We start from the raw sequence: 23,538 nt of genomic DNA, 5'->3' as shown, positions 1-23,538 counted from the left end.
TTGGTGGCAAATTATATGCTAATATCTCTTTTCTGGAAATAAATGAACGTCACCGTCATGAATACCGCATAATAGATGGCCAAAATCAGCAAGGAGATTGGCAGCGTAATTGTCTCAAGGATTTTATCCTGATATGCATATACGGTCAAATCCATGTGCGGAAAAATTAAAAATTTCGTCCATGTGTATTTTTCAGCTACGAAAAGAATGACGCTTCCGATTGTCGATGAGAAAAAGAGGACAAAGATCCCGATGCCGACGGCAAGCGCCTGACTTTTAAATAAAGTCGACAGCATAAAAGCAATCGCCGTCACGATGAATAAACTTGGCAGGAAATAAAGCAGCTTCAGCACAGTTTGATCGCCTACAGCGACGATATTTTCAGGATTCATTTGACCTTCCATCGAAATCTCAAACATTCTTTCACTAAAGTCGCCTGCTCCAAACAAGATTAGACCTGCTAAATAACCGGCAGTCAGCAGCACGAGCAAAAGAAGAAGCGAATAAAGCGTCGCTGCGATATATTTTGAAAGCAATACCTTCCATCTTCTATGCGGCCTGATCAGAAGCTGTTTAATGGTGCCGTCCGAAAATTCAGAAGCAACGTTGGCGCTGCACACAATAACGGCAAACAATGTGACGACAGAAGTGATCATAAAGACGATATTATTCAGAAAATGCCACGTGCTCTTGGCACTTGGATTTATATCTTCCTGCAAATACAACTGCTTTTCGTCGATTTGCATTTGCTGCCATTCCCGTTCTTCTTCAGGCAGCTCTTTCATTCCCTTTTGCAGCTGAGTGATGTCTGCTTGAACATCCTGACGCCAGTCTTCGCTTGGCTTTTCTGTAAACTTATAATCAATAAAAGCAGCGCCGGATACGATAATTACTATTAATATAAGATATATCCAGCTGGACACTTTCGAAAAGATTTTCATCCATTCATTTTGTATTAGTCCAATCATTGCATTTGCTCCTTTTTCTCTTTGTTCGTCAGCTCTAAAAAGCGGTCTTCAAGTGTTGCTTTATGGCTTACGATTCCGTATACGCCGACTCCGTTTTGAACGAGCAGCTGATTGATGACCATCGTCTTTTCCTTATCCAAATGAAGCTTAAGCTGCTCACCATTTGCCTCAATTACACCTTCATATAAGCCTTTTTCTTTAATAAGAATGGCCGCCTCAGAGCTGTCGCTTACTTCAAAAATAACCTCACGCGTCATTTCTTTGCTTTCTTCCATTGAATCATGCATGGATGAGATATGAATCAATTTTCCTTTTTCAATAATCGCAAACCGGTCGCACATCAGCTGCATCTCAGAAAGCAGATGAGAAGATACAAGTACAGAGATCCCATCGTCTGCAAGTTTGCGCAAGTAATCTCTGAACTCTCTGATTCCCTGCGGATCAAGGCCATTTGTGGGCTCGTCAAAAATTAAAACAGAGGGATTATGTAATAATGACTGCGCAACTCCAAGACGCTGGCGCATACCAAGAGAATATGTTTTTACCTTTTGATGCATCGCATGCTGAAGTCCCACAAGTTCAATGACTTCGTTTCTGCGTTTTTCTGAAATATCTTTTACAGCCATTCGTTCATAATGACGGATGTTTTTTAATCCGCTCATATATTTGTAAAATTCCGGGTTCTCAACGATTGCGCCAATCTCGCTCATCGCTTCCTTAAAGGAATCATCGAGATTATGGCCATTGATGATGACATTCCCGCCAGTGCGGTTAATCAGACTGACAATCATTCGGATGATTGTTGTTTTTCCGGCTCCATTAGGGCCAAGCAGTCCAAAGATCTCTCCCTTTTCTACTTGAAAGCTGACATCATCCACGATTGTTTTTTTGCCGATCTTCTTTGTCAGAGACTGCACTTCAAGTGCATACTGCGTCATGATTTAAAACCTCTTTTCTTTCTGTCGATTTATGTATTCAATTGTAATACGAACCATCAGGGAAAAAGTTTCCATTATCATAAAATAATTTCATTTGGACACGCTTTCCTTTGTTATAATGACAGAGGTTTGGATTTTTTATGATTTATTTTACATATTTTTGAAACTAATCGTAATATGAGACGTCAATTCAGTATGGAAAAAGGGTGGGAAGATTGGAAACAGTGAATGTTGAAAAGCTGATTGAAGCGCACCGTCCAAGAATGGAGAAAACCATCAGGAAGTTAATCAAGAATTCTTCTCTAGTCGACGACATCCTTCAAGATGCTTCAATTAAAATCTTTCGGTACTTTTCAGACAAAGAGAAAGAATATCCTGAAAATATCGAAGCTTGGGTTACGATTTTGTCAAAAAACACAACCTATGACCATTTACGAAAAATGAAACGAAATCAGGACACTGTACAGCATGTGAGTGAAGAATACAAGCACAACATCAGCATCAACACCGAAACACCTGAACGGGCATTTCTGTCGAAAGAAATGATCGGCGAGGTTAAAGAAGTTTTTCAGACACTAGATCAAGAAACAAAGAATATTCTCATCTTAAGAAATCAAGGCCGTTCATACGAAGAAATAGCCGCAAGCCTTAAAATTTCACTTGCAAAAGTAAAGACAAGAGTATTTAGGGGCCGCAAGAAATTAATGGACGCTCTTAAAAGTAAGGGGGTGCTATAAATGAACTGCGAAAAATGCCAGGAAAAAATTCTTATCTTTGATCAGCTGTCAGAGCCGGAACAGGATGCCCTGCTTGAGCACATTGAAGAATGCGAAGAATGCTCAGAATCCTTTGAACAATTTCTGCAGCTTGAAGAAGCTTTGGACATCATTCTCGAAGATAAAGAGGTCATGCTTCCTCAAAAGAAAAAGCAACAGCCAATTCCATATAAATACTTAAAACGCGCAGCACTCATTTGTGCATCCCTCTTCATCCTGTGTCTTGCAGCCTGGAACACACCTCCTGTCAAAGCAGCGATAGAAAGAGCGCTCAATGAGTTAATCAGAGACAAGTTTTTAGAAATGGACAAACCATTGGAGCATAAGGATGAGGATAAAAAGAAGAAGGAAACAGAGCTGATTATTTATATTGTTTTTGATGACAGGAGTAAGCAGTACGTTTCAGGAAGAAAAGAAAGACGGGAATATGAGAACGGGAATGTGACAGTTGTAAATGGAAAGTTCCAGAAAAGTTACGATAAAAAAGAGAACACATTTACTATTACTGAACTGCTTTTAACAGCTTCTCAATATACACAAGACATTCTAAATGAATTAGATCCTGATCAGATAAAGAGTTTAGGGGAAACGACGATCGCTGGACGAAAGGCTGACCGTTATCAAATTACCTATAGTGCTGATAGGACCGTTGAGTTCTGGTTTGATAAAGAAACAGGATATGTGGTGAAAGAAATGCTTGTGGCTGAGGGGAAAGCAATCGATGATCAGCCTAAAGTCATCCAGTTTGAAGTAAAGGAATATGAAAAAAATCATGGATTATTTAAACTTGAACCGCCTGTAGGTGCAGAAATCATTGAAGAGTTCAATAGTCCGATTGAGGAAACAGATGAAGGAAGCGAGCAGTAAAGATTAATAATATCTCGGGTTCAAACCTGTTCAAAAGGCTGAATCAAAAGGCCGTTTTAAAAACGACACTTTTGATTCAGCTTTTTTCTTTGCATGATTTAAGTGGTTTTGGTTTGTATGATAGTTATTTCTATCACAGCTGAGGTAAGCTGCCAGTCTGCCAGGGTGACCAAAAGTTAGACTTTTGGAACACTCTCATTTAATTTTGCACGTTTAAAATCCGCTTGAATTCCTCCTCAAGCTCCGTTAAAGTCAGCTCAAATAAATGTAAATCATTCTTCTTATAAATACCGTTGCTAAGCAGTTTGCCGATGAGATGTTTTTTTCTTTTTTCAATAGCCTGACGAATCATGTTTCCCAATTCAGACACCCCTTTTTCTTAATATAAGGGGGAATAAATAATACCCCCTTCTGATTACAAAGAAGAGGGTTCATTTAAAATGAACGTGCCCCTTCTCATCTTCCAAGCACTGAAGCTTGATGGATTTAGCACAGTCTTCACACGTAGAAGCTGCTGCTGAGACTTCATCGGGCCATTCCCTCCGCCTCTCTTGATAAGAAGAATTTCTATTAGACCATAGTGTCCCCACAAAAATAACCCATACCTATTGGTATGAGCTTTCGGTCGACCGATCAGCGATTTTTCTGATTTTATTTTAATACTAATTAATCATATGTGTCAAGTTGGTTTTAATGCATAATTAGACTACGCTGTCATGATTTTTTTCAATTCACAGGATATGGAGGTCCATGAGCGTTTCGAGAAAAAAACAGGAATCGCCTTCTCCTGAGCCTTTCTTTTTACAATCGTGGAGAGATTGTGATTGATGTAATCGGTGAGTATGAGTACCACCTCCACTTTGCATGGAATTTCTTTGACGGTCATCTTGGGTTTTCTTCCGTCCAGATGAGAAATCACCTTTACCCCTTCCTGCGCAAGTCTCGCCACGATGGGCTCGATGCGATCCCCGCCTGCAATCAGCAAATACTTCATAACAGCATCCTCCTTTTGTATAGACGAAGAGGCTTTCATTCTGTGAGAAAAATAAACAGGAACGAAAGCCTCCAGCAGTCTGGTCGACGTTTTCAGTTATTGTTATTATTTTACTCCGAATATTCTGATTTATCAATGTGATTTGAAAATAAATCACACTTGACAAATCGGAATAGTAAGTATTAACATGGATATATATTCATACATAAGCCGATCTGTCAACCGAAGGCCCTGTCTAGCAGCATCTTTATGCTGTTAGATAGGGCCTTTCCTGTTTCAGCGGAGAAAAGGAAGTGAAAATGAGTTACTATTTCAACATATCTTCTAGGGGGATGAATATGAAAAGAACGAATCGTTTTACTGGGTACTTGATTTTCTTTATGCTGCTCACCCTTCTTTCTGGGTGCGGGTCTAAATCAGCTGGTTCAATAGAGAACAGCGAATCAAAGAAAGAGGGTATAACGGTCAATATCGGTATTCAGCAAAGCATCTGGCCTATTTTGCTTGCAAAGCATAAAGGCTGGTTTGAGGAAGAATTCAATAAGGCTGGCGCAAAAGTTAAATGGGTCGAATTTCAAAGCGGCCCCTCCTATTTTGAAGCCATTGCATCAGGAAGGATTGATTTTGGGAGGGTCGGCAATATTCCGGTCCTATCCGGCCAGGGTGCTGATATTCCGTTTAAAGAAATCGCATCAGCAAGCACCGGAGAAAAAGGGGATGCTATTCTTGTCCATAAAGATAGCCCTATTCAAAAACCAGAGGATTTAAAGGGAAAAAAAGTAGCGGTTGCCAAAGGAAGCAGCGCATTTGGATTGCTGTACCGCTTCCTTGAAAAGGAAGGCATGGATCCATCTGAAATACAGATCATTCAGCTTCAGCCTGATGAAGCGCAGGCTGCTTTTGAAACGAATAAAGTAGACGCCTGGGCGATTTGGGAGCCTTATCAGTCCATCCAAGTTGTAAAAAATGAAGCAAGAGTTCTCTCGAACGGAAAAGCGATCGGCACCTTCAGCCCTGGCTTTCAAATCGTACGCACTCAATTTGCTGATGAACATCCTGAACTTGTTGAGCTTTATCTGAAAGTTTCAGAAAAAGCAACGAGATGGCAAAATGAAAACCAAGAAGAAGCAATTGCGATTTATTCTGAACTTAAGAAAACGGATAAAGTAGTGATCCGAAAAGTTCTTGAAAACTCCGTGCCTGCAAACTCACCGATCGATGAGAGCATCATAAATGAACAGCAAAGCACTGCTGATCTTCTGCTCGAACTCGGAGGACTGAAAAAAGAACTGAACGTCTCGGAAGTAGTGGATAATTCATTCATTGAAAAAGTATTAAAGGAATATGAGTAAGCCTATATGAAAAATGAAACCCTCCTTTAACTTCAAGGAGGGCCTTTATCTGCTTTCTTCTATAATAATTGTTTCATGAAAACGGCTAATCAGACGCATGATCTTTTCCGGAATGTCTTCATTCTCCTCTGCAGGTGAAAACACAGGCATCAGCAGCTTTCCTTTAAAAATCTCAGCAGGTAAAGCTTCAAGGATGGATTGCATCGCATAAAAAGAAGGCAGGAACTGTTTTGGAACCGCGAGTATGACGACTCTTGAGGAGTTTATTCCATCTATTAAATGACGGAATTTCGGATGACCGTACTGGGGGTTAAAAAGAACATCCGGGTGAAAATCACAAAGATAAACTGATTTTGCCCTGCATCCTTTTTCAGCCAAATTGGTCCAGAACGATTTCATCTTCCGCTCACCTATCAAAGGGCCAATAACAAACAAAAGATCCTTCATTTGTTTCCCTCCATTTATATAGAAAAAAGAGGATGCTGATAAAAGCATACTCTCATTTCCCGCATTCATCTTATTTCAAGGCTTCTTCAATGTAGCGATTCTCTATGACTTCAGAGGTATCAAGTTTTTTATGAATACCTCCCGCTTCAAAAAGAAAATCAGCTTGATCCTGGTGCGCTTTTTTAAATTCATCTGTTGCAGGAGATAGGATAGGTTCAGAATTTTTCAGGACAGTTGAAATAATGTCTACGTCCACTCCTTCTGCATCTGCTATTTCCTGCGATACTTCATCTAGATTTTCAGTAAAGTGCTTTCTGACCTCTTCATATGTTTTCAGAAAGAGAACAGTCAGTTCCGGATGCTCTTCCGTAAAACCTGTACGTGCAATCAGAAAGCCTGGGGCATTGATATTTAAGTCTGCCCCACTGACGAGGACATCCGCTCCTGTTTGAAATACGGCCGTCGTCACGTATGGCTCCCATGTAGACCATGCATCAATTGAGCCATTATCGAGCGCTGGCCGCGCTTCATCCGGCTGAAGCTGAACCAGTTTAATGTCTTCATCTTTTAATCCTGCCCGCTCAAGCGCCATATATAAGAAATTGTAGGCACTGCTACCTTTTGCTACTGCAATCTTCTTCCCTTTTAAATCCTTTAGTTCATTAACAGCACTTCCTTTTGGAACAACGATTGAGTTTCCTTTTTTACCGTCTGTTGTTACCGCTATGGCTTTAAAATCAACACCTCCTGATTGTCCTGCTATCAGCGGTGTCCCTCCAGTTGCCCCAAAATCCAGTCTTCCTGAAGCAAGTGCTTCAAAATGCGGCGGGCCGCTTGCAAATTCATGCCACTCTACTGCTGCCCCTGCTTTTTCAAAAGCCTTTTCAAACGATTTTTTTTCCCGTGCATATGGCAAAATCCCTGTACTTCCCTGAACTCCAATGTGAACCACCGTTTTTTGACCGGCAGAAGGGGCTTTTTCTTCTTCAGCAGAGCTCGTTTCTGAGCCGCACCCTGTAAGAAAAAGCTGGATGACCATTAGTAAACTTAAAAAAATTCCCCATTTTCCAAGGCTGGCTGCAGATTTCATGAATACATGCTCCTCTCTAATGAACAACTAATAGTTTCGTATTTTTTGTTGTTTTTCCGGAAACGAAAGACCCAGATTCCCCCGCAATGTATGGCTTTCATATTCCGTTCTGAAAAGACTTCTTCGCTGAAGCTCCGGTACAACAAACTGAATAAAGTCATCAAAACCTTCACTCATCAGCTGCGGCATGATGTTAAAGCCATCTGCTGCACCATTTTCAAACCACAATTCCAGTTCATCTGCGATCTGCTCTGCCGTTCCTGCTATCGTGAAGTGACCGCGCCCTCCTGCAAGACGAAGCAGCAGCTCTCTAATTGTCAGCTTCTCTTTTTCTGCTAAACTCACAATTAGCTGTGTCCTGCTTTTATGGCCCTGAATATCACTGATGTCAGGCAGCCGAGGAAGAGGTCCGTCAAGCGGATAGCCTGTCAAATCAATCCCAATTCGGTTTGAAAGCTGAATCAGGCTGTACTCTGGATTCGTTAATTCATGCAGCTTTGCTTCCTTTTCCTTCGCTTCTGCTTCTGTTCTGCCGATAATCGGGCAAATTCCGGGAAGGATAATGATTTCATTCTGGGACCGACCATATTCCAGAGCCTTTGCTTTTATGGCTTGATAAAATCCTTTAGCCTCTGTCAGCGACTGCTGGGCAGTAAAAACGGCTTCCGCATATTGTGCCGCAAAATCAATTCCATTCTTTGAGGAACCGGCCTGTACGATGACGGGCTGACCCTGAGGAGAACGGGAACTGTTCAAAGGGCCTTTCACCGAGAAATAATTGCCTCTGTGTTGAATTTCATGCACTTTTTCATGATCTGCATAAATGCCTGAATCTTTATCTTTTAAAAGTGCTCCTTCTTCCCAGCTGCCCCACAGCTTGATGGCCACATCCATAAATTCTTTTGCACGCCTGTACCTTTCTGCATGAGGCGGAATGCGGTCAAAATTGAAATTGACCGCCTCCTCATCTGTGCCTGAAGTAATCACATTCCACCCGGCTCTTCCTTTGCTGATGTGATCAAGAGAAGAAAACCTTCTTGCTACGTTAAAAGGTTCATTGAAAGAGGTGGATACGGTGGCAATCAGGCCGATTTTTTCTGTCACGGCCGCGAGAGCCGATAAGAGAGTAAGAGGTTCCAGGCCCCCGCCTCCAAGCTCCCCAAATTTAACCGCTTGTTTAGAAACAGAATACCTGTCTGCCAGAAAAATAGAATCAAGCTTGGCTGCTTCTGCCTTTTGGACAATCTCGCGATAATAGCCGATATCATGAATCCGTCCTATCTCAGAGGACGGATGCCTCCACGCTGCCTCATGATGACCCATGCTTGTCAGAAACAAATTCAAATGCATTTTCCGCTTTTTTCGCTCCGCCATTATTATCCCCCTTAAGTATTAGCCTTTATAGCTGTCCCGCCATTTAAGCAGTCTTCTCTCAAAGAACCTGACAAAAGAATCCGAAGCCTTTCCAAAAACGGCAAAAATGATTATTCCCACGAAAACGACCGTTGTTTGAGAAAATTGTCTGGCATCTGTAATCAGATAGCCGATTCCTTCACTCGAGCCCATCAGTTCCGCAGCTACCAAAGCGAGCCAGGCTGCACCGAGAGCAAGACGCAAGCCAAGCAGAATATTAGGGAGAGCTGATGGCAGCACCAAATTTTTAATTTGTTTCCATCTGCTGAATTCCAATACCTTGGCCACTTCAAACATTTTTGTATCTACACTCCGGATCCCTAGAAAAGTATTTACATAGAGCGGAAAAAAAGCACCTTTGGCAATTAAAAGCAGCTTGGAAACTTCCCCGAACCCGAACCACAAGATAAACAGAGGGATCACAGCAAGTGTTGGAATGGTTCTCAGCATCTGCATGGTCGGATCCAATGTCTGTTCTGTTTTACTTGAAAAGCCAACTAGAAGACCGGCAAGAAGCCCGAGTGTTCCTCCAATCAGAAATCCCCCCAAAGCACGGAGTAAACTGACCTGAAAATGATAGATCAGATTGCCTGTTGTCAGCAGATCAATAAATGAAACAAAAATGTCCGTTGGCCTCGGCAGCAAAGTTTGAGAAATGACTCCCAGATAACCTGCAAGCTCCCATATGACGAGTATGGCAGCGGGAAACAATAATCCCCTCATAAAAGAACTGGTTTGAGCCTTTTTCTTCTTTTGTTTTGTTAAGAAGCCTTTATTCCCCTGCTTGGAGGCTGGTGTAAATATCCATAAAGCTTTTTGACTCATCTCCTATTCACCTCACTAGATACCTGCACTGTTCAGCAGCTCAAGCTCTTCCGTTTTTTCAAACTCATTTAAAATAAGCTGGCGGTATTCCTGAAACGGGCGGCTTGTTTTTTTTCTTGGATGCGGCAGATCAATCGTCACCGTTTTTCGGATGGAACCCGGTCTTGCGTTCATAATGACGACCCTGTCGCCGAGATAGATAGCTTCATCGATATCATGTGTCACAAAGAGCATCGTTGTCCGGTTCTTTTGCCATATATCAAGAAGCACTTCCTGCATATGGGATCTTGTAAAAGCGTCAAGCGCTCCAAACGGCTCATCGAGCAAAAGCACTTTTGGATTTCTAAGCAGGGCCCTTGCAATCGCAGCACGCTGTGCCATTCCGCCTGACAGCTCCTTAGGATAGGCTTTTTCAAACCCATCCAGCTTTACAAGCTGAATCAGCTCCTTTACTTTTTTCCACGTCTCTCTTTCATGAAGCGAGTAATTGGCTGCTATGTTTTTCTCAACCGTGTACCATGGAAAAAGTCTCGGTTCCTGAAAGATAAACCCTTTGTCAATACTCGGTCCTTTTACTTCTTCCCCCTCGATCTGAACACTGCCCGACAGATCCGTATCAAGTCCGGCAATAATTTTCAGCATGGTGCTTTTGCCGCATCCGCTTGGTCCGATGATCGTAATAAACTCACCGTCATTAACAGATAGCGTTATATCTTTCAGCGCATGAGTATGTCCTTTTTCACTTTCAAACCGTTTGTTTAAATCATTCATTTCAAGTAAAGCCATAACCTTCTCCTTTCTTTACGCTTTTACTTTCAGCTTTTCTTTGACAAGCGGCAAAAGCAGTTTCCCGGTAATCTCTGCTTCCTCCAGATTAGGATATCCGGATAAAATAAAGGAAGAAATGCCGAGATCTGCATATTCAAGTATGCGGTCAGACACTTGTTCCGGAGTGCCAACAAGCAGCAGTGAGCCCCCGCCTCTGACTGAAGAAAGACCGGTCCATAAATTAGGCCCTGCAAAATAATCCTGATCAGCCGATTGCACTCTCAGCTGATTCTGTCTCTTCTGATTCGTTGCATCTGTTCTCGTGAAGCGCTGATTGGATTGATCAACTGCGCGCTGGTCCACTTTGCTGATAATTTCCCATGCAGCTCGGTACGCCTCCTCCTCCGTTTCCCTAACCAGAACCTGAGCCCTAAGTCCATACCGAAGCCGGCGGTTCAAGCCTTTTTCTTCATTCACCTTTTTCACCAGACTTTCTGCCTCATCTATTTGCTCCTTGATCCAATCAAGGGGTTCGGCCCACATGAGGTATACATCAGCTGTTTCAGCAGCAGTCCGTTTTCCTGCAGGCGAGCTTCCTCCAAAATAAATAGGAGGATGCGGTTTCTGAATGGGTGCAGGCTGACTTTCACCATTTTCAATCGCATAATAGTCTCCTTTGAAAAATAGACCCTTCTCACTGCTTTTGGCATGCGCTGCTAAAAATTCATTACCTTCTGCAGCTATTTGGTTATTCCAGAGTCCTTTTATAACCTGCAAAAATTCAAGTGTTCTGTCGTAGCGTTTGTCATGATGATTGGCCAACGGGTCTCCTGTTGCTTTTAAGTCGTCTGGAGACCCGCCAGTTACGATGTTTATTAAAGCCCTCCCATTGGATAAAACGTCCAGAGTTGCCGCCATCCTTGCTGCAGGCACCGGCTCAATCAATCCCGGACGCATAGCTACTAAAGGTTTTAGAATGCTGGTATGGGAGGCAATCATGGAACCTACAATCCAAGCATCCAGGCATGAGCCTCCCGTTGGAATCAGAGCAAACGTAAAACCCGCCGTTTCTGCTTTTTGTGCAACCTCAATCATGTACTCAGCCGTTGATTCTTTCTCAGGCTTCACGCCAATGTATTTCCCGTCGCCAGTTGTAGGTATAAACCATCCAAATTCAACCTCTTTTCCTGTATCACTCACACTCATTCATCCCTTTCGATTCTTTTTTTCAATAAAAAAAGACACGCTCTACAAGTAGAATTCGTGTCTTCTCCGGATGACCGGTCGAATGACTGTCAGGCAATTTTCAGCTTTTAACAGGTTTAGTCTTTGAGAATCTGCTCTTTTCCGTGCTGTCAAGCTGCGTAATTTCACCATCGTGAATGGTAATGAGTACAGAGCCGTAATTGATTTTTTTCAGAGCGGTTATTATTTGCTGAACCTTTGTCTCGTTAATAGTAGCCATCCGCTTTTCCTCCCTGTTCTTTTTTACTTCAATTCAGCAGAGCTTCTTAAGTTTGAAACAATTTCTATAAACTGTTTAAATTGAACGGTTACTTTCGACTGAACCTCTTCATCTTTAATTGGGTTTCTGGGGTCAGACTTATCCACAAACTTATCTAAGACATAGACGCCTTTTAATATGGTCTGGGCACTTAAAGCGGCCAGCAGAGGCTTCAATGAATAATCAATCGCAAGCAAATGCGCCCCGCTTCCTCCAACCATCAGAGGAAACACAGGTTTATCCTTTAAAACATCCTGGGGAAGAAGATCCAGCAGGGTTTTTAAAGCCCCAGAATAAGCAGCCTTATAAACGGGCGATACGATAATGACACCGCTTGCCCCCTTTAGTTCCTGTGTAACCTGCAGAATGGACGGATGATCGTAAATGCCGCGGATCAGAACATCAGGCTCAAAATCAAGAACTGAGATTTCTTTTATTTGAATTCCATTCTGCTCAGCTTCCCTCTTCAAGTAGTTTGTCAGAATGGAAGATCTGGATTCTGACGACGGACTTCCCGAAATAGCAACAATATAACTCATGTTTTAACATCCTTTCCTTGATAAGCATAAAGGCTCCAATTCTTGCTTTGAAGCAAGACCTGGAGCCTTCGGTTTTCCGATTAGCAAATCAATTATTTTTTTAATTGTCTGTATTTTATAATACATTAATCCGATAAGTCAACTAGGTTTTTATATTTTTTTTATAAATTTATCCAATAAAAAACGCGTTATCCTTCACAGTGAAGGATAACACGCTTTTTTAGTATCTGGCAGTTGATAAGCAATAATATGTATCCTTGCCCACAATTCCGTCAGCAGCAAGGCCTTTGTCAGCCTGAAAGTCCTTCACTGCCCGTTCTGTCCCGCTTCCGAAGATCCCATCAGCAGCGCCCGGTGAATAGCCAAGGCATGCAAGCGTTCTTTGAATGCTTGCAACATAAGATGATTTGTTGCCTGAATAGCCATTCTTAACGATAAAGGAAGTGCTGAAATCAATAATAGTGTTGCTCAGGACTACTCCGCAAATGGATACCCCAGATTTGACATAGCCTTTGTCCGAGGTATTGATTATCCATTGATACCCTTCTGTTTCCGTTCGTGAACTTCCTGACCATGAACTTCTTCCATTGCATGAATACGCTTTTGCATCTAAAGACATTCTTATTTCCCCCTGAAAAATCGATCATTCAATTCTGCCGACCCGACTTCACATGTCTGATTCCACTATGTATGAGTCCAAGTTTTTAGAACTGTACTATAGGTACGAGTCACTAGACAAGAAGTTTCACTTTTTTCAGGAAAAATGAACCAATTCTTAAAAATCCAAATAAAAAAGCAGAAACTACAGCTGAACGGTTAGTTAAACAAAAAAAAGCGATTCTTATTTAACCCACTTCATCAGTAAATTATATTAATTATTTAGGTATCTTCATTACTTTGCTATTTCCGTAAGGACATATTTACTGCTTCAAGAGCATGTATATAAGTTGTATCAAACAGAGGAACTTCAGAATCCTCCGGTTTTATCAATAATCCAATTTCTGTACAGCCTAATATAATACCTTCAGCGCCAGTTTCGATTAAACCTCGGATAACCTTTTTATAATAATCCCTTGATTTTTGTTGAACCTTCCCTAAACATAACTCTTCATAAATAACTTTGTTTACGATCTCTCTTTCATTATCATTTGGTACCATAACCTTTATACGATTAGAATCTAAGCGTGATTTGTAAAAGTCTTGCTCCATCGTATATTTTGTGCCAAGTAACCCTACGGAATTAATTCCTTGCTTTTTAATTTGATTAGCTGCTGCATCTGCAATATGCAAAATAGGTATGCTGATTTTTTTCTGTATGTCACCAATAACCTTGTGCATGGTATTGGTACAAATTACGATAAAGTCTGCTCCCCCTTTTTCCAAAGAACGTGCAACATCACCCAATGTTTCACCAGCCTTTTTCCAGTCGCCCTCTGACTGATAACGCTCAATTTCTTCAAAATCAACACTGTATAAAAGGCATCTTGCAGAATGTAACCCTCCTAATCTTCTTTTCACTTCTTCGTTAATAATCCGATAATACTCAACAGATGATTCCCAACTCATTCCGCCAATAAGTCCAATAACCTTCATGTTAAATCCCCCACCATTTTTTTGTTATTCTTCCCTTTGTTCAGCATCAAGCAAGTTTTCTTGTTCAAATAAGCGTCATAACATCTTCTGATAAACTTCGATTTACTAACGTATAACCCCTTCTCTTATTCCTTAAAAATGGCCCAATACATGAAAAAGACGCGTTCCTAAATAAACGCGCCAAATTGCAGATATATTGAAATATGTGAAAGAGCTGTAAAAATGTATGAGTAAAGAGTTGCGTTTAATTATTTATAAAGTAAGTCTCATACAGCAAAAGTTGGAAGCAAGTTCATCCATTTGACTGTTAAGATAAGTTTTATCTCCCTTTATAATTGGGATAAATCGTAATATTAACCAAAAAATGGACTGAATGCTGATAAGGTTTCTCTAAAGAACCAGTTATTTACTTAACACAAAGAAAGTATAGAAAGTCCGCATTATAGAAAGAAACCAACAATTCCCAATAACAATAGGAGGAGGAATGTTAATGTCTGACAAACCCGAAGTTTACAATTCAGAGGATCGGCAGGAAGAAATAAACGCCATCCGGCAAACCATCATCGAGATTGAGGCTGCATTTAATCAACATAATGCAGACGAATTAGATCGTCACTTCACTCAAAACGCCATATGGGTCAATGTGGTCGGTGTGCAGCTATCTGGTTGGAAGCAAATCAATGAAACGCACAAAGTAATCTTGGCAGGACCACTCCGTAACGCATATGCTCGTTATACGGTCGATAGCATTATTTTTGTACGTCCAGATGTGGCTACTGTACACATTCGGCAATATCCGACAACCTCAGAAGGGAAAATAATAGAAAATGGGCAAGGCAGTCTCGCCATTTACGTGATGGTCAAAGAACAGGGAACGTGGATGGTCGCTGCTGGACAGAATACATTAGTCCAAGAAATCCCTCGTTAGCGGGGAGTAAGATATTATCACTAAAAAGAGGAGTGTAACCAATGAAACTAAACCATCTCAATCTCACGGTCACTGACGTTAACGCAGCTCGAGAATTCTTGGAGAAATATTTCGACCTGCAAACCAAGAGCACGCATGGCGATTCATTCGCTGTACTGACCGACGACAACGGGTTATTGCTCGCCTTAATGAAAGGTACTCAGGTCAGCTACCCTAAGAGCTTTCATATAGGCTTTTCGCTGGAGGGCGAAGAGCAGGTGAACGAGATCAATCAACGCTTGAAGGATGATGGGTTTGATGTGAAACCCCCGCAAAGGCTGCATGGCTGGACATTCTATGTTAAAGCACCGGGTGGATTTACTGTCGAGGTTCTCTGTAGAATGAGGCACATTCAATAAACCATCTTCCCGAACGTATTTTATCGTATACTGTTCACCTTGATTCAATTGTGAACAAAAGGTCTCAGCTTTGGTTATATCACTATTTTCCTAGATGAAATCCATTTCCGGATAGTCGTCTTTCTAAACACAATGGAAATAGAACTAGACCCTACACCAAAGGAAATAAAAGAGGATGAACTCCCATGAGTTTTCATCCTCTTTTACAGCGCAGCCTTCAATTCCTTTCGCGCTCTATGTATTTTTGTTTTAACAGTCGATAGGTTCAAAGAAAGATACTCTGCAATCTCCTGATCTTTCATTTCCAAAAAAAGTTTTAGGGTCATAATTTCCCTGTAATCGGATTTAAGCGCAGAAACCAGAAGCTTCGTCTTCTCTTTTAACAGCGTATAGTCAATCGTATCCTCTATCTGTTCCCTGCCGTCCGCTATGAGCTGCTCCTCAATCGAGATCTCGTTTCTCTTCTTTCTTAAAAACAAATCAATCGCCGTTCTCCTCGCAATGGCTGAGAGCCAATTTTTCAGCTTCCCGTTTTCAAATATCGTATCCATCTTCAAAAAAGCCTTAAGAAAGGTTTCCTGTGCAATATCCTCAGCTAAATGAGGATCCTTTGTCATCCGCAGTGCAATCCGGTAAATCACCGTATAATAAGTTTGATAAATATCATTAAAAGCAGTCTGTTCCCTTACTATAGCTGCTGGGGGCATGAATGACTCACCCGACTTTCTAGTATTCTCGTTAAATTAACTTTCCATGTCATGATTATATGTCAGCTTATCGCATGTTGAAAGGAAACTTTTTCTTAAGATTTTTTAAAGAAATATTAAGATTTGCCTATAGGCTGCTTTTTTAAGTCGAAAAAGAAATAAACCGCTCTCCTGATGGAGTCGGCAAAGGGAAACGGTTCTACGCTTTTGACTTACTATATAAAAATAATGGTCTAAAAGGTCACAAGTCGCTGGGGGCAGTCAAAACAATGCATTAGATCTATCTGAGCCACCGATTCTGGCCTTTTTCTTATAGGGTCATGATTTTTCTTGGATCAAAATCGGCGATTCCTAGTACACATTTTAAAAGGATTTAATCAGTATCCTTTTTCAACATCATTTACCTGCAAATCGGTTATAGTACCTTGATGGAAAAACAATTGCCACCTGCCGTCGATCAATTTCCAGATTGAGCTGCGAAGTGTATTTCGCTTTCTGGTTTTATCGTTTATAAAATAGGTGGATAATACAACATCCGAAGCTAAAGGATAAATTTCGTAATTATGTAAAGTCATCTCTGTCAACATTACTCCGCTTTCCAGACATTCTTTTTTATCAAACATATAACCAGAACTGCCTATTTCAAAGAAATCATCCGCAAGTATCTTGTTCAGTTTTTCACGGCTTTTCCGCACTTCTAGACTTGTATGGCTTTTCTCTAATTCTTTTAAATGTTCTTTTAGATGTGAGTTCATTATTCTTCCTCCTTTTTATTAAAATGAATCATGATCCGATCGGGGGTATTACATTAAGGTGAGTGTAAACGTCTGCAAGGAAAAAGAATGAGATGTTTGACAAACATTCACCAAAACAAGGAATTATACATATAAGCAATTGTAATGTTTAGTGTGTTGAAAACCTCATATCATTTTCTTCATACAAATGCTGTTTTCCATTCCTATATAAGGTCCGTAATTTGGGATTTCAGAATATCCGGCATTTATATATAAATGAATGGCCTCATGCTGCTTGGTTCCCGTTTCAAGCACGGCGTATGAATACCCTTTTTCATCTCCTGCTTTTTCCAGCTCCCTGATGATTAATTTTGATAACCCTTGTCTTCTATTCTCTTTTCCTACGAAAATACGTTTTAATTCAATCGTTTCACGATCGTATTCTTTGAAGGCGCCGCAGGCCACAGGAACATCGTTTTTGTAAATGACGATTACATCATGGATATGATCCAGTTTATTGTGCTGATCGTATTCCTGCTGCAGGTCGCCATACCTTTCGTTGAGGTCGGAATCTAATTGGTTGACCAGCATTCTAAAATCTTGATTCTTGCCATTTGTTTTTACTATTTTTAACATCATTTAATCTCCTCCATAAAATGAATTTATCTTTAATTTACAATTGGCAATCGTAAAGTTCAATATATTCAAAAAAAAAGATACATGATCGCCCCATAGGCAGTCATGTATCTCTCTTCTTATCTCGAAACAATTATCTCATCAATAATCCCGTATTCTTTCGCTTCAGCAGCACTCATGTAATAATCACGGTCAGAATCTCTTGCTACTTTTTCAACGGACTGACCTGTGCGTTCAGCGATGATCTTATTGATGTGCTCACGAAGCTTCAGGATGCGGCGGGCGGATATTTCAATTTCAGTGGCCTGGCCGCGTGCACCTCCAAGCGGCTGATGGATCATGATTTCGCTGTTTGGGAGCGCAAACCGCTTTCCTTTGGTTCCAGCTAACAGCAGCATCGCTCCGAATGAAGCGGCCATGCCTGTGCAGATGGTCCTGACATCCGGCTTGATATATTGCATGGTGTCAAAAATTGCGAACCCCGCCGTAATTGATCCACCAGGACTGTTTATATAAATGGATATGTCTTTTTCGTTATCTTCTGCCGCCAAAAACAGGAGCTGGGCGACAACTACGTTTGCTACATGATCATTAATTTCATCACCGATCATGATAATGCGGTCCTTCAATAGGCGCGAGTAAATATCATAGGAACGCTCTCCGCGCCCTGACTGTTCAATGACATATGGAATCGTACTCATTGGAGTTCCTCCTCTTTTCGATTTAGCAGGCTATGCAGCCATGCACAGAGAGGCCGAAGAAGAGAAGCTCGGTAAAGGGCGCACACTTGCAAGTGTGAGCGCAGGGCTGTCAGTACCATCAAATGTAAGAATTTCCGGCAATGCCTGAAGCAAAGGAGATGGGTCCTGAAACTGCAGGGAGGTATACATCAAATCAGAAAGCAGCTCGCGTTCTTCCTCGTCCCAGTAAGAATCAGCCTCATCCTTATCCTTCGCTAACCGTTTCTTTGCACGGAACAAAGCGGATTTAATCGAAGTCTCGGACGTCTCAAGCATTTCTGCAAGCTCTTTGGCCTGATATTGAAATCCTTCTTTCAGGAGAAAAAGAACGGCTTGCTTTGGAGTACACTTCTCCACTAAATGATCAATCATTTCTGAAAGTTCATTCAATCGTGCTGCATGATCCCTTGCACTCAGCTCAGGAAGCTCGCCAAGAGATTCTTTTTTCCTTTTTCGAATCAAATCGACCCAGTGATTGTACGCCATTTTATTCAAAAGGGCAGAACTTATTTTCTCTTGCTCGTATTTAAGAATCGCTTTTAGCATAACATCCTGGGCTACATCTTCCCCGTCATGTTTATTTTGGGTCAGAAACTGGCAATATTGCTGTAATTTTGGGTAGTGCTCAAGTATTTCAAACGCTTGCCAATCCTGTTTTTTTATGTCTGACAGCCTGTTACCGTGCATGATCTCACTCCTTTTAAACCTCTCTGCTTTATAAACGAATGAAGGGGGATGAAAAGATACGGGTTCGGTTATATATTTTTATTTTATACAATTTCATTTGGTTTTGACCACTTAGATGAAAAAAACCGGCTCTGTTTTAGTAAGGGGTTCCGTATAAGGAGAGAAAACAGTAAATAGCATTATAAATAGCAGGGTAATTCGCATATGTATTCCATTAAAGGACAGGGTTGTGGAGGATTCGATATAATTATGTGGTGTGAGATTGTGAAGAAATGTACTTAAACTAAAGGGACAGGTTTTCTCTATAAGAAAAGTGGAAGGTAAATCCAATTAATAGTATAGTCATATGTACTAGATCCTTTTTGTGATCTATTTCTTGATCAAAGAAAAATTCAAGCTGGGGGTATTGCACCAAATAATTTACATTGCTATTATTTTTCGAGAAAATAAAGGAACAATTAATACTTATATAGTTTATTGATGAAAAAAGATAATGAGGTAGGAAAAAAATGATTGCAAAAACAGAAGAAGATTTTAATGGTTTGAAGGAAATTGGCAAAATTATTGCCTCCATTAGAGATGAATTGGTACAAAGAACAATTCCTGGCATAACGACCAAAGAACTTGATGAAATAGCCGGAGAACTTTTAGAAAAAGCAGGTGCAGTTTCAGCTCCAAAAGGTGAATATGATTTTCCTGGCTATACTTGCATTAGTCTTAATGAAGAAGTTGCACATGGTATTCCGGGTCATCGGGTTATTCATGAAGGGGATCTAGTAAATATAGATGTATCTGCTTCAAAGAACGGTTATTTCGCAGATACAGGAATCTCATTTGTAGTAGGAGAAGGAGAAGAAGTATTAACGAAAATATGCGACGTTGCTAAAAAGGCATTTGAAGCAGGTCTTAAGAAAGCAAAACCCGGTTCCAAAAAAAGCAGAATCGGAAAAGCAGTATTCGAAACAGCGAGACAGCATGGATTCACTGTTATCAAAAACCTTACAGGACATGGTGTTGGACGTAGAATACACGAAGCACCTGACCATATTTGTAATTATAATGATCCATGGGATAATGAACTATTAAAGGAAGGGATGGTTATCGCATTCGAACCATTTATCTCAACCTTTGAAGAAGAAGTATTCCAAAAAGAAGACGGTTGGACCTATGCTACAGAAAAAAGCTATGTAGCTCAATTGGAACATACGATTATCCTTACTAAAAATGGTCCGATTATTGTCACACTTTAATTCAAGCATAGACGGAAAAGACTCGTATTAATATAAGTAGTTCGCTTACCGTGCAGGAAACTTAAATGGAGTAACATATAAATTCGTAACAGTTTTAAAGAATGTTACTCGCATCTATAAAAAGAAGGATTCGATTGGTGTATTCCACATCAACCCACTTAAATAAGGGAGTTGCTTTGGCAGCTCTTTTTCTTATGGAGCTAAAGGGGCAGATTAGTTCAATAACGAAAGTTAATTTTTGGTTGTAGATGCGCATTTAAATTTATGTTTCGTTTTACTATACAACTGACAATACACTAGTGGAAAATTGAAGCTAAAAAAGCACTACTCAAAAAGCAGCTCCCTTTGTAACTATTTTTGTTGTTCGAAAAGAAATGCACCATAGTCTGTATTGCAGCCAGTAAATCCAAGTTGTCTTAACATAGCCGTTATATTTCCTCTGTGATAAGTTCCATGATTGACAATGTGCGTAATCATATCATGGTACGAACAATCCAATTGACCAAAAAAGATGGATTCAATTTGATCAAAGTCATTGATTTCATTGAAAGCTTGTCTAAATTCTAAATATAAATCGTCATATAATTTTTGCAAACCAGTAATATCTTGTTTTTGAGCTGATTCTGCTAAAACTATCACTCTTTCCTTCATCTCATCAATATCGGAACTTTCATCCCTTAATATAGTAGAAAGCCATCCGTGATCAACAACGTACATATGAACCAAAGTATCTTTTATTGATGCGAATACGCTAGTAACTTCTTCGGTTGTAACGTTTTGAGGCAATGTTTGCAAATGAGCAAAAACTTTATTATTTGCCCAAATATGATAATCGTAGAATTTTAATGAACTGTTTTTCATTAAATGAAACCTCTCTCTTCATTTATTAAAAGAAGAAGTCACAGTTTTTGGATCAGTAGGTGATTCTTCCCCTGATTAAATATGTTTCAACCCAGTTCTGTAATTTGTCATAATAAACGCCTCCGATTCGATAATCATAGTACTGGAATCCAATACGCTATGCAAGAAGAGGTTAATTTGCTTTTTATAGTTGGCGTGCATGTTAAACGATTTCTACTGTTTTTCAGCAAACGGGAGAGAATAAGATTGTGTAGGATTGTACTTTAACTAACGGGTAGCGTTAGTTAAAGAAGAATTGTAAGTTGAACAATTTTAGGACTGTGGGCATATTGTAGTTATTCCATTAAAGGGGACGTTAGTTGAATAAAGCAGTGAAATAAAGGAAATACTTCCGTCTGTACTTGCAGCTAAAAAATGCAACTACGAACCTTATAAACCCAGCTGGAGCAGAGCAAACAACGAAAGATACACTTGCTTCGTATACTGACTCAGCTGAAATGTATTACATCATCGGCGGTGAAACTACTTTACCGGAAGACTCAATCCTTTCATTATCTGAATAGGACCAGCACATGCAGGCCCTGACTTTTGTCAGGGCTTTGTTTATGTCAAAAAAAGTCGAAATAAATAGAGTTATGTATTACCATAAAATAGTAAACAACTATTACATTTGAATGGATTAGGAGTTATAATCTAGTAGATTTAATACATATATTCAGGGGGATACTATGAAAAAAGAATTATTGTTAGCCTGCGGACTCTTTCTTGCACTACCTGTGGGGCAGGGTTTTGCAGAGGGAAAAACAGCATTGGCAGAAAAATGGTCAGCTTTGCAGCAGCATCAGACACATGAAATGAAACTATTTGGATTTAATGAAGATGAAGGAACTTATTATGAAGATGAGCCAAACGATACTTTCGCAAAAGCCACTCCTGTAGAGACTGGGTATTTTTTGTCTGGAAGCAGTCACAACCAGTCTGTTAATAATGGAAAGGATATTGATCTTTATAAATTCACATTAAAAGATGAAGAAGATTATTCTCTCGTTGCATATACTCAGAATCAAAGAGAACAAACACTTAAAATACGTGTACTTTCATCAGATGGAGAAGAAGTAGCAAAGAGCACTTTGTTCAGTGAGGATGGATATGATCTGCAAAGCATTGAGAGCGTTCTTACACCTGGAACCTACTATTTGGAAGTCACGAATTCCTATTCAACTGTTCTTAATGAAAATTATGCAATCTTTCATGATGTTTACGGGTATGGACAATCATTTGAAAGACTCGCCGGCGAAGACCGCTATGAAACATCAGTCAAAATCTCACAGGACGGGTGGTTGGACGGAGAAGCTGAAACGGCTGTCTTAGCGACTGGAGCAAACTTTCCTGATGCCCTCAGTGCAACTCCGCTTGCATACCGCTACGGTGCACCATTGCTGCTGACAAGGCAAGCATCCCTGCCAGCAGTTGTTAAAAATGAGCTTGTTCGTTTAGGCGTATCCAAAGTATTCATCGTTGGAGGCACAAGTGCTGTTTCAGCAGATGTTGAAAAACAGGTTATGAATATGGGGATTAAAGTAACTAGACTAAGCGGTACTGACAGGTATTCGACTTCTGTGAAAATTGCAGATGAAATTGGAGCAGGTGCGGTTGTAGTTGCAACAGGAGGCAACTTCGCTGATGCTTTATCAATAGCTCCGATTGCTGCTCAATTGGAAATGCCAATTCTTCTTTCTAGGAAAGATTCAGTACCAGGCGCAGTTTCAACCTTTATTAATAATTGGGATGTAGAAAGAAGCTATGTTATCGGAGGAGTTAATGCTATTTCAGATGCGGCTGCGAAAAAACTGCCCGGAGTAAAACGAATCAGCGGTGCAGACCGTTACGCGACAAACAGTAAAATCATTGATACGTTTATTGAAGACATTGATACGTTTTTCACTTATTTCGCAACTGGCACTAATTATCCTGATGCATTAGCAGGATCTGCTCTTGCAGCTCAATATTCCAGTCCTGTCATTTTGACAAATCCGGCTAAAGCGAACATAGCTACCAAAACGACAGTAGAAAAATATATGGACCAAATGTACGTCTACTATATCCTTGGAGGAGAGACAGCTCTTCCACAAAGTGCAATCGATCAATTATTTGCAGAATAGATGGAAAGCGTGGCCTATTGCCACGCTTTTTAAAATGCGTTAATTTTTATCAGCACATCCTTCAATACAACCACTTACCCGACAGCATTCTCTGAATATTCCAGACTGTCTGTGGGCTTACGTTAAAAATCCCAAAAGGTATGATGGAATGCAATATTCAGCAATCGGGGGCATTAGCTGAAGAGTGGAGCTGTCTTTAAGGCGGCATTTTTTAGGACAGAGGCCATATTATTCCATTATAGGGGGGCTATAATGGAATAACTTATTAACTCAGTTCAACAATGAGCTGAGTTTTATTATGCAAAAAAAACACCGCTAAAAGCGGTGCGAATTGGAATTCTAATGCTATTCCAGGTGCTAA

27 protein-coding genes and 1 riboswitch are annotated in these 23,538 nt (G+C 40.4%); of the genes, 7 read left to right on the top strand and 20 right to left on the bottom strand.

The window, feature by feature from the left end:
* Positions 1-11 precede the first annotated feature (11 nt).
* Together K8L98_RS07955 and K8L98_RS07950 are read right to left on the bottom strand one after the other, a co-directional pair.
* The gene (locus K8L98_RS07955; RefSeq protein WP_223440968.1) at positions 12-968 is read right to left on the bottom strand and encodes an ABC transporter permease; all 957 of its coding nucleotides are present in this window, start codon (positions 966-968) and stop codon (positions 12-14) included.
* Positions 965-1,906, bottom strand: a complete 942-nt coding sequence (locus tag K8L98_RS07950; protein ID WP_223440965.1) for an ABC transporter ATP-binding protein — start codon at positions 1,904-1,906, stop codon at positions 965-967. Before K8L98_RS07950 ends, K8L98_RS07955 begins: the two co-directional genes overlap by 4 nt.
* Positions 1,907-2,130: 224 nt before the next feature.
* Between K8L98_RS07950 and K8L98_RS07945 the strand changes: the two genes are divergently transcribed.
* Together K8L98_RS07945 and K8L98_RS07940 are read left to right on the top strand one after the other, a co-directional pair.
* Positions 2,131-2,643 (top strand): RNA polymerase sigma factor, encoded by a 513-nt coding sequence (locus K8L98_RS07945; RefSeq protein WP_223443260.1) that lies wholly within the window; start codon positions 2,131-2,133, stop codon positions 2,641-2,643.
* Positions 2,644-3,549: a LolA family protein gene (locus K8L98_RS07940; RefSeq protein WP_223440961.1), complete on the top strand. Its 906-nt coding sequence runs from the start codon at positions 2,644-2,646 to the stop codon at positions 3,547-3,549.
* A gap of 199 nt (positions 3,550-3,748) precedes the next feature.
* Here the strand turns inward: K8L98_RS07940 and fbpA are convergent, their stop codons facing one another.
* Together fbpA and K8L98_RS07930 are read right to left on the bottom strand one after the other, a co-directional pair.
* Positions 3,749-3,901, bottom strand: coding sequence for a Fur-regulated basic protein FbpA (fbpA, locus tag K8L98_RS07935; protein ID WP_223443257.1), 153 nt, complete (start codon positions 3,899-3,901; stop codon positions 3,749-3,751).
* A gap of 101 nt (positions 3,902-4,002) precedes the next feature.
* Positions 4,003-4,110: riboswitch (SAM riboswitch) on the bottom strand.
* A gap of 145 nt (positions 4,111-4,255) precedes the next feature.
* A complete protein-coding gene (locus tag K8L98_RS07930) occupies positions 4,256-4,543 on the bottom strand; it encodes a DUF2325 domain-containing protein (RefSeq protein WP_223440960.1) in 288 nt (95 codons plus the stop codon).
* Positions 4,544-4,881: 338 nt separating this feature from the next.
* Here K8L98_RS07930 and K8L98_RS07925 point away from each other — a divergent pair, with 338 nt between their 5' ends.
* Complete coding sequence (locus K8L98_RS07925; RefSeq protein WP_223440958.1) at positions 4,882-5,895, top strand: aliphatic sulfonate ABC transporter substrate-binding protein; 1,014 nt, start codon at positions 4,882-4,884, stop codon at positions 5,893-5,895.
* A 45-nt stretch (positions 5,896-5,940) separates the two neighbouring features.
* Here K8L98_RS07925 and K8L98_RS07920 read toward each other — a convergent pair whose 3' ends face one another.
* The 10 genes from K8L98_RS07920 to K8L98_RS07875 all read right to left on the bottom strand — a co-directional run bounded on the left by K8L98_RS07920 (position 5,941) and on the right by K8L98_RS07875 (position 14,074).
* Positions 5,941-6,342, bottom strand: a complete 402-nt coding sequence (locus K8L98_RS07920; RefSeq protein WP_223440957.1) for a hypothetical protein — start codon at positions 6,340-6,342, stop codon at positions 5,941-5,943.
* A 70-nt stretch (positions 6,343-6,412) separates the two neighbouring features.
* On the bottom strand, positions 6,413-7,432 hold the full coding sequence (locus K8L98_RS07915) for an aliphatic sulfonate ABC transporter substrate-binding protein (protein WP_223440956.1): 1,020 nt from the start codon (positions 7,430-7,432) through the stop codon (positions 6,413-6,415).
* Positions 7,433-7,459: 27 nt separating this feature from the next.
* Positions 7,460-8,806 (bottom strand): LLM class flavin-dependent oxidoreductase, encoded by a 1,347-nt coding sequence (locus tag K8L98_RS07910; RefSeq protein ID WP_223440955.1) that lies wholly within the window; start codon positions 8,804-8,806, stop codon positions 7,460-7,462.
* 18 nt (positions 8,807-8,824) lie between these two features.
* Positions 8,825-9,670, bottom strand: a complete 846-nt coding sequence (locus K8L98_RS07905) for an ABC transporter permease (protein WP_223440954.1) — start codon at positions 9,668-9,670, stop codon at positions 8,825-8,827.
* A 15-nt stretch (positions 9,671-9,685) separates the two neighbouring features.
* On the bottom strand, positions 9,686-10,456 hold the full coding sequence (locus tag K8L98_RS07900) for an ABC transporter ATP-binding protein (RefSeq protein WP_223440952.1): 771 nt from the start codon (positions 10,454-10,456) through the stop codon (positions 9,686-9,688).
* A gap of 15 nt (positions 10,457-10,471) precedes the next feature.
* Positions 10,472-11,638 carry an LLM class flavin-dependent oxidoreductase gene (locus tag K8L98_RS07895; protein ID WP_223440950.1) on the bottom strand — a complete coding sequence of 389 codons (1,167 nt, stop codon included), beginning with the start codon at positions 11,636-11,638 and terminating at the stop codon, positions 10,472-10,474.
* 106 nt (positions 11,639-11,744) lie between these two features.
* Positions 11,745-11,903, bottom strand: a complete 159-nt coding sequence (locus tag K8L98_RS07890; RefSeq protein ID WP_223440946.1) for a YezD family protein — start codon at positions 11,901-11,903, stop codon at positions 11,745-11,747.
* A 23-nt stretch (positions 11,904-11,926) separates the two neighbouring features.
* Positions 11,927-12,481 (bottom strand): NADPH-dependent FMN reductase, encoded by a 555-nt coding sequence (ssuE, locus tag K8L98_RS07885; protein WP_223440941.1) that lies wholly within the window; start codon positions 12,479-12,481, stop codon positions 11,927-11,929.
* Between the two features lie 220 nt (positions 12,482-12,701).
* Positions 12,702-13,100, bottom strand: coding sequence for a peptidoglycan-binding domain-containing protein (locus K8L98_RS07880; RefSeq protein ID WP_223440937.1), 399 nt, complete (start codon positions 13,098-13,100; stop codon positions 12,702-12,704).
* Positions 13,101-13,381: 281 nt separating this feature from the next.
* A complete protein-coding gene (locus tag K8L98_RS07875; RefSeq protein WP_223440934.1) occupies positions 13,382-14,074 on the bottom strand; it encodes an aspartate/glutamate racemase family protein in 693 nt (230 codons plus the stop codon).
* A gap of 490 nt (positions 14,075-14,564) precedes the next feature.
* Between K8L98_RS07875 and K8L98_RS07870 the strand changes: the two genes are divergently transcribed.
* Both K8L98_RS07870 and K8L98_RS07865 read left to right on the top strand, forming a co-directional pair.
* A complete protein-coding gene (locus K8L98_RS07870; RefSeq protein WP_223440931.1) occupies positions 14,565-15,002 on the top strand; it encodes an SgcJ/EcaC family oxidoreductase in 438 nt (145 codons plus the stop codon).
* Positions 15,003-15,043: 41 nt separating this feature from the next.
* Entirely contained in the window at positions 15,044-15,400 is a 357-nt protein-coding gene (locus K8L98_RS07865) for a VOC family protein (protein ID WP_223440928.1), read from the top strand.
* Between the two features lie 203 nt (positions 15,401-15,603).
* On the opposite strand, the gene K8L98_RS07860 is transcribed toward K8L98_RS07865, so the two are convergent.
* The 5 genes from K8L98_RS07860 to K8L98_RS07840 all read right to left on the bottom strand — a co-directional run bounded on the left by K8L98_RS07860 (position 15,604) and on the right by K8L98_RS07840 (position 18,904).
* A complete protein-coding gene (locus tag K8L98_RS07860; RefSeq protein WP_223440926.1) occupies positions 15,604-16,107 on the bottom strand; it encodes an RNA polymerase sigma factor in 504 nt (167 codons plus the stop codon).
* 377 nt (positions 16,108-16,484) lie between these two features.
* Positions 16,485-16,862, bottom strand: a complete 378-nt coding sequence (locus K8L98_RS07855) for a nuclear transport factor 2 family protein (RefSeq protein WP_223440924.1) — start codon at positions 16,860-16,862, stop codon at positions 16,485-16,487.
* Between the two features lie 165 nt (positions 16,863-17,027).
* Positions 17,028-17,480: a GNAT family N-acetyltransferase gene (locus tag K8L98_RS07850; protein WP_223440921.1), complete on the bottom strand. Its 453-nt coding sequence runs from the start codon at positions 17,478-17,480 to the stop codon at positions 17,028-17,030.
* Positions 17,481-17,596: 116 nt separating this feature from the next.
* Complete coding sequence (clpP, locus tag K8L98_RS07845) at positions 17,597-18,178, bottom strand: ATP-dependent Clp endopeptidase proteolytic subunit ClpP (RefSeq protein ID WP_223440919.1); 582 nt, start codon at positions 18,176-18,178, stop codon at positions 17,597-17,599.
* A 30-nt stretch (positions 18,179-18,208) separates the two neighbouring features.
* Complete coding sequence (locus tag K8L98_RS07840) at positions 18,209-18,904, bottom strand: sigma-70 family RNA polymerase sigma factor (RefSeq protein ID WP_223440917.1); 696 nt, start codon at positions 18,902-18,904, stop codon at positions 18,209-18,211.
* A gap of 509 nt (positions 18,905-19,413) precedes the next feature.
* On the opposite strand from K8L98_RS07840, the gene map reads away from it, so the two are divergent.
* Positions 19,414-20,154 (top strand): type I methionyl aminopeptidase, encoded by a 741-nt coding sequence (gene map / locus K8L98_RS07835; protein WP_223440912.1) that lies wholly within the window; start codon positions 19,414-19,416, stop codon positions 20,152-20,154.
* A gap of 351 nt (positions 20,155-20,505) precedes the next feature.
* Here map and K8L98_RS07830 read toward each other — a convergent pair whose 3' ends face one another.
* Positions 20,506-21,015 carry a DinB family protein gene (locus K8L98_RS07830; protein WP_223440909.1) on the bottom strand — a complete coding sequence of 170 codons (510 nt, stop codon included), beginning with the start codon at positions 21,013-21,015 and terminating at the stop codon, positions 20,506-20,508.
* 728 nt (positions 21,016-21,743) lie between these two features.
* Between K8L98_RS07830 and K8L98_RS07825 the strand changes: the two genes are divergently transcribed.
* Complete coding sequence (locus K8L98_RS07825; protein WP_223440907.1) at positions 21,744-23,177, top strand: cell wall-binding repeat-containing protein; 1,434 nt, start codon at positions 21,744-21,746, stop codon at positions 23,175-23,177.
* Positions 23,178-23,538: the final 361 nt, after the last annotated feature.

Source organism: Metabacillus dongyingensis (assembly GCF_019933155.2).
GTDB classification, from domain to species: Bacteria; Bacillota; Bacilli; order Bacillales; family Bacillaceae; genus Bacillus_P; species Bacillus_P dongyingensis.
This window is presented reverse-complemented; position numbering and strand designations above follow the sequence as displayed.

What these genes read in the sequence shown, in the direction of transcription:
- K8L98_RS07955 (WP_223440968.1), bottom strand. Translation starts at nt 968, where the DNA reads ATGATTGGACTAATACAAAATGAATGGATGAAAATCTTTTCGAAAGTG.
- map (WP_223440912.1), top strand. Translation starts at nt 19,414, where the DNA reads ATGATTGCAAAAACAGAAGAAGATTTTAATGGTTTGAAGGAAATTGGC.
- K8L98_RS07850 (WP_223440921.1), bottom strand. Translation starts at nt 17,480, where the DNA reads ATGATGTTAAAAATAGTAAAAACAAATGGCAAGAATCAAGATTTTAGA.
- K8L98_RS07905 (WP_223440954.1), bottom strand. Translation starts at nt 9,670, where the DNA reads ATGAGTCAAAAAGCTTTATGGATATTTACACCAGCCTCCAAGCAGGGG.
- K8L98_RS07910 (WP_223440955.1), bottom strand. Translation starts at nt 8,806, where the DNA reads ATGGCGGAGCGAAAAAAGCGGAAAATGCATTTGAATTTGTTTCTGACA.
- K8L98_RS07880 (WP_223440937.1), bottom strand. Translation starts at nt 13,100, where the DNA reads ATGTCTTTAGATGCAAAAGCGTATTCATGCAATGGAAGAAGTTCATGG.
- K8L98_RS07875 (WP_223440934.1), bottom strand. Translation starts at nt 14,074, where the DNA reads ATGAAGGTTATTGGACTTATTGGCGGAATGAGTTGGGAATCATCTGTT.
- clpP (WP_223440919.1), bottom strand. Translation starts at nt 18,178, where the DNA reads ATGAGTACGATTCCATATGTCATTGAACAGTCAGGGCGCGGAGAGCGT.
- K8L98_RS07920 (WP_223440957.1), bottom strand. Translation starts at nt 6,342, where the DNA reads ATGAAGGATCTTTTGTTTGTTATTGGCCCTTTGATAGGTGAGCGGAAG.
- K8L98_RS07890 (WP_223440946.1), bottom strand. Translation starts at nt 11,903, where the DNA reads ATGGCTACTATTAACGAGACAAAGGTTCAGCAAATAATAACCGCTCTG.
- K8L98_RS07840 (WP_223440917.1), bottom strand. Translation starts at nt 18,904, where the DNA reads ATGCACGGTAACAGGCTGTCAGACATAAAAAAACAGGATTGGCAAGCG.
- K8L98_RS07870 (WP_223440931.1), top strand. Translation starts at nt 14,565, where the DNA reads ATGTCTGACAAACCCGAAGTTTACAATTCAGAGGATCGGCAGGAAGAA.
- K8L98_RS07860 (WP_223440926.1), bottom strand. Translation starts at nt 16,107, where the DNA reads ATGCCCCCAGCAGCTATAGTAAGGGAACAGACTGCTTTTAATGATATT.
- K8L98_RS07825 (WP_223440907.1), top strand. Translation starts at nt 21,744, where the DNA reads ATGAAAAAAGAATTATTGTTAGCCTGCGGACTCTTTCTTGCACTACCT.
- K8L98_RS07830 (WP_223440909.1), bottom strand. Translation starts at nt 21,015, where the DNA reads ATGAAAAACAGTTCATTAAAATTCTACGATTATCATATTTGGGCAAAT.
- K8L98_RS07950 (WP_223440965.1), bottom strand. Translation starts at nt 1,906, where the DNA reads ATGACGCAGTATGCACTTGAAGTGCAGTCTCTGACAAAGAAGATCGGC.
- ssuE (WP_223440941.1), bottom strand. Translation starts at nt 12,481, where the DNA reads ATGAGTTATATTGTTGCTATTTCGGGAAGTCCGTCGTCAGAATCCAGA.
- K8L98_RS07900 (WP_223440952.1), bottom strand. Translation starts at nt 10,456, where the DNA reads ATGGCTTTACTTGAAATGAATGATTTAAACAAACGGTTTGAAAGTGAA.
- fbpA (WP_223443257.1), bottom strand. Translation starts at nt 3,901, where the DNA reads ATGATTCGTCAGGCTATTGAAAAAAGAAAAAAACATCTCATCGGCAAA.
- K8L98_RS07930 (WP_223440960.1), bottom strand. Translation starts at nt 4,543, where the DNA reads ATGAAGTATTTGCTGATTGCAGGCGGGGATCGCATCGAGCCCATCGTG.
- K8L98_RS07915 (WP_223440956.1), bottom strand. Translation starts at nt 7,432, where the DNA reads ATGAAATCTGCAGCCAGCCTTGGAAAATGGGGAATTTTTTTAAGTTTA.
- K8L98_RS07940 (WP_223440961.1), top strand. Translation starts at nt 2,644, where the DNA reads ATGAACTGCGAAAAATGCCAGGAAAAAATTCTTATCTTTGATCAGCTG.
- K8L98_RS07865 (WP_223440928.1), top strand. Translation starts at nt 15,044, where the DNA reads ATGAAACTAAACCATCTCAATCTCACGGTCACTGACGTTAACGCAGCT.
- K8L98_RS07925 (WP_223440958.1), top strand. Translation starts at nt 4,882, where the DNA reads ATGAAAAGAACGAATCGTTTTACTGGGTACTTGATTTTCTTTATGCTG.
- K8L98_RS07855 (WP_223440924.1), bottom strand. Translation starts at nt 16,862, where the DNA reads ATGAACTCACATCTAAAAGAACATTTAAAAGAATTAGAGAAAAGCCAT.